Here is a 7,538-nt window from a genome sequence, read left to right on the forward strand (position 1 = left end):
TGTAGAAGGTGATCCAGCAATCGATTGCAGCCTTGGCCTGTACGCGTTTTCCTAAGCCTGCAGATAGACACATTCATACTTCAGGGACCGCCACAGGCGCTCGATGAAGACGTGTCTATGCAGCGCCCCTTGCCGTCCACCGAGATCCACTGCCGGCGTGCTTCAGCCGGTCGATCCGGGCGAAGGAGGTGAATGCGCCTTGGACGCTCCTCGGTTTGTCAACAAGCGAGGCAGGTCGTGTTGATTTCTGGCGGCGCATGATGCTGCCATAGACTGCGCGGGCGATGCAGCACTTAAGAACCTGGGTCGCCTCTGTTTGAAGTATGCTTTGGTGACGCGGCGCGCGACATAGGCTTTGATCTTTTCGTCGGTTCGGAGCCGCCGATGGCCATGAGATGCAAAGCGCTGTTGGCAGTCCGGTCTCCACCACGGTTGAGCCGATGCCGGATGGCCTTTCCGGATGATGCGGGCATAGTGCTGACGCGTACAGGGTCCAAAGCTTGCCCTGAATCGCCGCCTGCAGAGAGCAGGAGCCGTGCCGCCCCGTTGTAGGCGGTGGAATTGCGCGCGATGAGACCGCGGGCAGTTCCTTCATCATCGCGCGGATTATCATGTCAAATTCAGGCTGTAATCATGCCTTCGCATTGAAATATAATCAACAATTGCGCTTCCGGTCGCCCAGATTGGCTCCTGCTTGACTCGGGGCTTCGCATCGACGCCTGGATGCAAGGCAGCACCCAAGTCAATAACGCTTCTACGACCAGAGATGCCTATCCTGACGAGCTCAGCAAGGCAGGGTACACTCACAATGGTTTGATGCAATCACTGACGCACATTTCCCACAAAGTTGAGCGTCTGCAGCTTTGAAGCGTCAAATTATCTTGACCCAAGTCATTTTGACTGCGCAATACACTACTAAAAGTTGATTAAATTTGGATCGGACAATGCCCTCAGTTGTACTTTCTTCGGACGTGATTTTTTCTGAGAACACAGCGGCTCAGATGGTAGATCCCGGCATCACCATTTCGGGCGGGGGAACCTACACTGAAGGATACATTGAATTTTCCGCAACCAACTCGACAAGTGGGGACAATTTCTTCCTGACAAGCGCCCAGGATCCTGATGCTGTGGGCGCGATTTCGGTCGAAGATGGGGATGTGTATCTGGGCAACGGCACAGGCCGCGACCGAATTGGCTCCCTTGACGAGACGTATAACGGACAAGACGGGCAGCCGCTGCGCATTCTCTTTTCGAGTCCGCTCCCCAATGCAGGCTTTGAGGAAGGTGCCGCCAACTGGTCGATTCAGAACCAAGAATATGGCGACAACGGCAACGAACTAAATCTCGACGCCTTGCGCGTCACGCTAGCCAGTGACACTGACTACAGAGGCGGGACTGGCACCGTGAATATTCAGGATCCCAACGGCATGTCCTGGAACGGCTCTGTGCAGGCCGGACAGGGTGTAGACAGCTCGCAAGCGCTTTATCTTGGCAGCAATGGTAGTATCGCCTCTGGCGACCAGAATCCACCGGGCTCGTTTCAGCCAGACGGCTACGGCTCGATCCACGGGCCTTACGCCACCAGTTCTGTGATCAGTGTTCAGGCTGGCGACAACATCACACTGGATTTCCGCGCCGTCGGCAGTGGCGACGACTATGAGGTCTTCGGTTTCCTGCGCCGGGTCGATGCTGACGGAAACTTCATCAGTAACGATGTGAACAATACCACTGATAACATCCTGCTGTTTGCGCAGCGAGGTAACGACACTGGTGGTTGGGTCAACATCTCCGAAGAAAACCTGCCTGCTGGTAACTACCGTTTTGAATTCGTAGGCGGAACGTATGATGGGTCTGGTGGACTTGTGGTCGGCTCGAACCTGTACGTGGACAATATCCGCCTGGTCTCGGCAACGACTGTAAATGATACGGTCGCGCAAACCATTGCCCGTCAGGTTGCTTATCAGAACGATGCCGAAGACGCGCCGCTGAACCGCCAGATCACTGTCACTGCGGTAGACTCCAATGGAACCTCCGGAACCAGCTCCACCGGGCTTACCTTTGTGTCCGAGAATGACAGCCCGACCCTTTCCGACACAGTCTTGAGCCCGGTTAACGAGGATACGCTTCCGGTAGGCGAGACTGTCGCCAGCATCTTCACTCCGGTTTTTGATGATCCCGACAACGGCTTTTCGCCCACGGATTCGTTGGCTGGAGTGGTGATCAGCGGCAATGCAGCGACAGCCGATCAGGGTGAATGGCAGTATTCAACCAATGGTACCGACTGGTATGCAATCGGGACGGTCAGCGCCAACAATGGCCTGGTATTGAGCGACAGCAGTTTGATCCGCTTTCTTCCCGCTGCTGATTGGAATGGAACCCCTGGTAGCCTGACGGCACATGCTGTTGACAGCACCTATGAAGGAGACTTCACGCAGGAAGGTGTGCGTGCGGTATTCGATACAAATTCGGATAGCGCCACCTCGCCTGTCAGCGCAAATGGGGCATCCGCCTCGATCACGGTCATCAGTGTCAATGATGCGCCGGTCTTCACCTCCGCTGCCCAGCAGTTGTCCGTCGCGGATAGCGAAGCAAACGATACATCCGCTGCGCTGACCGGCACTATTGCTGCATCGGATCTGCATGATGGAGCCCCAGGCGAAAACAGTGTGATCACCTACGGGATCATTGACGGGACGGCTGCGGACGGTATTGCCACCCGGACCGATGCCTACGGGACGCTGAGCTTGGACCAAGCGTCTGGCACCTACAGCTTCCTTCCGGATGCTGAAGCGCTCAACGCTTTGGCCGAAGGCCAGGAGGTGGTCCGCAGCTTTACTGTCACCGCTTCGGATGGACAGGGCGGGGTGACGCAACAAACCCTGACGGTGACTTTGACCGGCGCCAACGATGCCCCGGTCGCGCAAGGTCATAGCGGTACGGCGGTCGAGGCTGCCGGGATCAATAACGATATTGCAGGAAGCCCGGCCTCGGGCAGCGTATTAGGAGGTGTGTCGGGCGATTTCGATCCCGACACTGGCGACACGGTAAGCCTCTCCGGCGTGCGCACCGGCGGCCTTTCCGATACGGGTGCGGATGGCACCTGGAGCCAGGATGTAGTCACGCTTTCCGGCACATATGGAACGCTGACGATGCAAGCAGACGGCAGCTGGACCTATGCTCCTGACGAGACGAATGCTGCGGTTAATGGTCTCACGAGTCCGTCCGATACCCTCTCCGAAGTGTTTACCTATACAATTACCGACGCTTCAGGGCTGACATCTTCGGCTGAACTGACAGTGACGATCGAAGGACGCAATGATGCTCTGAATGTTTCGGGCAACATCGATGCAGAACTTGTTGCGCCGGAAGATACCGACAGAAATATCGACCTTTCCGGGTTGACCTTCGAGGACCCTGATCTAGGCGGCGAGGTGTACGACATCGTTGTCAGCGCTCAAAGCGGGAGCCTTTGGACTGAAGATTTCCCCGGGCTCACGATCAGCGGAAACGGCACAGAAGAATTGGTCCTGTCCGGTTCTGCCACCGATCTTGGCCAATGGATGGCCGCGAACGATCTCGCTTATCGTTCGCCCATCGATGGGGCTGCAGGAAGCGATACGGTCACGTTGGCCTACGCGACAGCAGGCGAGACGACGCGTACGCCACTCGGAAATGTGGACGTCACAATCACTGAAACCAATGATCCAGCCATTATCGACACCAATGGCTCGTCCTTGGTCCAAGGCGACGAGACCACTGCCGAGTCTTCCGTCATTACCTTTTTGCCAACCGCTGATGCACAAGTGCTGAACTTTGATGGCATCAGCCTGGTAATCGATGCTGCCAGCACGGCTGAAGAAATCGCTGAGGCCTTTGCAGCACAGAGCAGGCCTAATTGGGTTGCAGTACATGAAGGCAATGGTCGCGTTGTCTTGACCGCAACCGCTCCGGGCAATCGCCCTGATTTGACGGCCGATGACTTCACCGATGCAAACGGAAACATCTCGGACGTGGTGGGGACATCCGGTGGATTTGATGGCCAGGCGCGCTTCACGGCCCGCGGCGAAGCGGTCGCAATCCTGTCCAATCTGGAACTCACCGATGCGGACAGCGATACCATGTCTGGTGCAACTATCAGCATGGTCGAGGGCCTGCTCGACAATCGTTTCGGCGTTGTTCATGAAAGCCTGTCTCTGACAGAGGGAGCCCAAGCGCTCGCGGCCTCTCATGGCATCAATGTCACGATCACCACATCTGCAGCCGCTGGATCGTCTGTTGTGCTAACCGGCGAAGCCTCGGCTGAGGTTTATGAAAGCATTCTCCAGGGCGTTCTTTATAACAACACCAATCCAAATGCCGTGGCGGGCAGCCGACAGGTTCAGGTCGAGGTAACCGATGCCGAAGGACAGGTCTCCAATCTTAGCGCCGTAGCCTTGACCGAAGGCAATGATGCAATTGCCGTAGGCCAGAGAATTTATATCGATGGCGAGGATAGCGGTCAGGTCGTTGCCGCAGTGCGCGACGCCCGCAGCTTCGTGGCCAGTGGGCCCTTGGCTGGACTGGACGAAGGCGCAACTTTGAGCTTCCGGGATGCCAGCGGACTGGTCACCACCGCAATCTCGGCCAATGACGGCCGGGCGAGCGTAACGGTTGACGTAATATGGGCACCGGTCATTGATATGAACGGTCCGCAGCAGGGTGGGGACATCCATCGCATCAGCTATCTCGAACAGCAGGCGCCGGTGGCGATTGCGACCGCAGATGCGCGCGTCGAGGATCAGGAAGGGCTGATCCGGACATTGGACGTCGAATTGACCAATCCGCTGGACAACACTGCGGATCAAGCGCCTGAAGAGTACCTAGGCGTGCGCAAAGCCGTCCTCGATTTGTTGGCTGCACGTGGCATCACCTTGGGCGATCATAACGGCACGATGGACGCCTCGGGCAACCTGACCGGAGCGACGCGGATCAGTTTCGAAGCACCGGGCGGTAGCACTGCGACAAACTTCCAGATTGCTTTGCGTGGTGTCACCTATGCCAATATGGATGACGCACCGACTGCGGCGACACGGATTGTGACGGCACAGGCAACCGACATGTCAGGCAATGTCGGGTTGCTGACGCATACCGAGATCAACCCACAGGCCGTGAATGATGCTCCTGTAGGCATCGACAGCAATGTCACCGGAAGCGAAGATGTCGAGCATGTCTTCTCGGTGGAAGATTTCGGCTTCAGCGATCCGTTGGATGAAGGGGCGAACCAACTTGCCTCCATCACGATCACCAGCCTGCCAACGGACGGCCAACTGCTCCTGAACGGCCAGGAAATCACCGTAGGGACCATTGTCAGCCGCGCAGACCTGGAAGGCGGTGCACTGGTCTATGCTCCGCCGGCTGATGCCAATGGATCGGATTTGGCGCGCTTCGGCTTCCGCGTGACCGACAACGGCGGCACAGCGAATGGCGGGCGCAACACTGACACGACTGACCGGATCATGGTGATCAATGTCGATCCGGTCAATGATGCCCCTGTGCTGGTCCCTGGGACCAGTATGGGTAGTACCCTCACCGAAGATGACATCGATAACTCGGGCAATCTGGTGTCCGATCTTCTCGGCTCGGTCTCGGATGTCGATGGCAGTGTAACGCCTGGCATGGCGGTTCATGGAGTTGCGTCTGAAGGCCCGGGAGGCGGTCAGTGGCAATATCGTTTGGACGGCGGTTCCTGGACCAATATCACCCTTTCCGAAGGGGAAGTTCTCTTGCTGGGCGCCAATGATGCGGTCCGCTTTGTTCCCGATCAGCAAAACGCGACTGAAGCCCAACTGTCCTATTATGCTTGGGATGGAACGGACGGTATTGCTGGCACTGTTGTTGCCGGGATCGCGGGGTCCGATAACGCGGCCAATCGTGGCGGAAACTCGGGCTTCTCAGTAGACAGCGCTGATGTTTCCATTGAGGTCACCGCAGTAAACGACAATCCTTCGATCGAAGTCGGACAAGGCAACACCTTCTATGCCCGCGGAGCGGCCGTCGCTCTGTTTGGAACCGAAGAGCTTGTTCTGACAGATCCTGATGAGGGCGCAGCGCTAACCCAGGCTGTTGTAACGCTTGATCCGGAAACCACGACGGACAATGTCTTCGGGACACTCTACGAGACAATCTTCTCGACGGGGGGAGCCAGCTTCACGACTTCCGGCGGGACGCAGCTGACCATCACGGGGACCGGGCTTGCGGGCGACCCAATTGTCATAAGCGGCACCGGATCGCTTGAGGATTACCAAGAAGCGCTACAAAGCCTGCGTTACGAGAACGCCAACCCGAACCTGTTCACAGGCGAACGCAGCATATCACTCCGTGTTACCGATGAGACCGGCGCGATCTCGCAGGAAACCAGCTTCGACCTGGCCGTGGAATGGGCCACCGTCGCCGATCTCAACGGTCCTTCGAGTGAGGGTCGCGATCATACGACAACATATGTCGAGGGCGGCGTTGGAGTAGCAATTGCGACTGCAGACGCAGAACTGATCGATGAGGAAGGCAATACTGTTGAAGTCGTCGTTACGCTTGAGGATGGCGTGAACGGCACTGATGAGCGTCTGATTGTCGACCCGGCAATGCTGAACGCACTGGCGGCGCTCAACATCACCGTCCTGGGCAACGGAACGCATGAAATCCGGCTGCAAAACCTGGACGGTCTGGATCAGACTTACTTCCAGTTGGCGCTGCGGGCGATCCGTTATGTGAACGACTCAAGTGCTCCGACCGACGCTGCCCGCCATGTCACCGTGACCTCGACAGATAGCGAGGGCAATCCCGGTGTCGCCGCAACCACAACAATCGGCATCGAGCAGGTCAACGATGCGCCTGTCAGCACCTTGTCGATCAGCCATCCGGGCAGTGGAACTCGGACGCCGTTTGTGGGCGAAACACTAACCCTGACCGGCATGGTCACCGATGCCGACGGTTTCCCCGGCTTGGCTGGCGCGCAAGTTGAATGGCTGCGCAACGGAACTGTTATAGCAACGGGTCTCGAATATGTGCTCAGCGCGGCAGATACGGGACAGGCAGTCTCCGCTCGACTGGTGTATACAGATAGGGAAGGCAATGCTGAGCTGATCGACATTGCGACGCCAGGCATTGCGGGCCTTCACCTTGTCGGCGGTAATGCGGATGATGGGCTGTCGGGGTCAATTGGCAACGACTCCCTCGAAGGGGGCGCAGGCCGCGATACGTTGGCTGGTGGTGTTGGAAACGACACGCTTGTCGGGGGAGCGGATGCAGATACTGCATCTTACCAGTCCGCTACCTCAGGCGTGACTGTCGACCTGAACCTTCAGGGTGTTGCGCAACTGGTCGGCGCCTCGGAAGGCAGCGATACGCTGATCTCGATCGAAAACCTGATCGGCAGCCGCTTTGAGGATCTTCTGACAGGGGATGCGGTAGCAAATGTTGTCTCAGGGGGTGCTGGCAACGACACCATCCGGGGTGAGGCAGGCAACGACATGTTGTTCGGCAATCAAGGCGACGATCTTCTC

Annotated in this window: 1 protein-coding gene; it reads left to right on the forward strand. The window is 57.4% G+C overall.

The window, feature by feature from the left end:
* Nucleotides 1-1,001: 1,001 nt before the first annotated feature.
* A partial coding sequence (locus IE224_RS02125) for a beta strand repeat-containing protein (RefSeq protein ID WP_229849209.1) occupies nucleotides 1,002-7,538 on the forward strand: 6,537 nt, incomplete at its 3' end.

Origin of the sequence: Paracoccus aerius, assembly GCF_014656455.1 — a bacterium.
In the GTDB taxonomy this organism is placed as follows: domain Bacteria; phylum Pseudomonadota; class Alphaproteobacteria; order Rhodobacterales; family Rhodobacteraceae; genus Paracoccus; species Paracoccus aerius.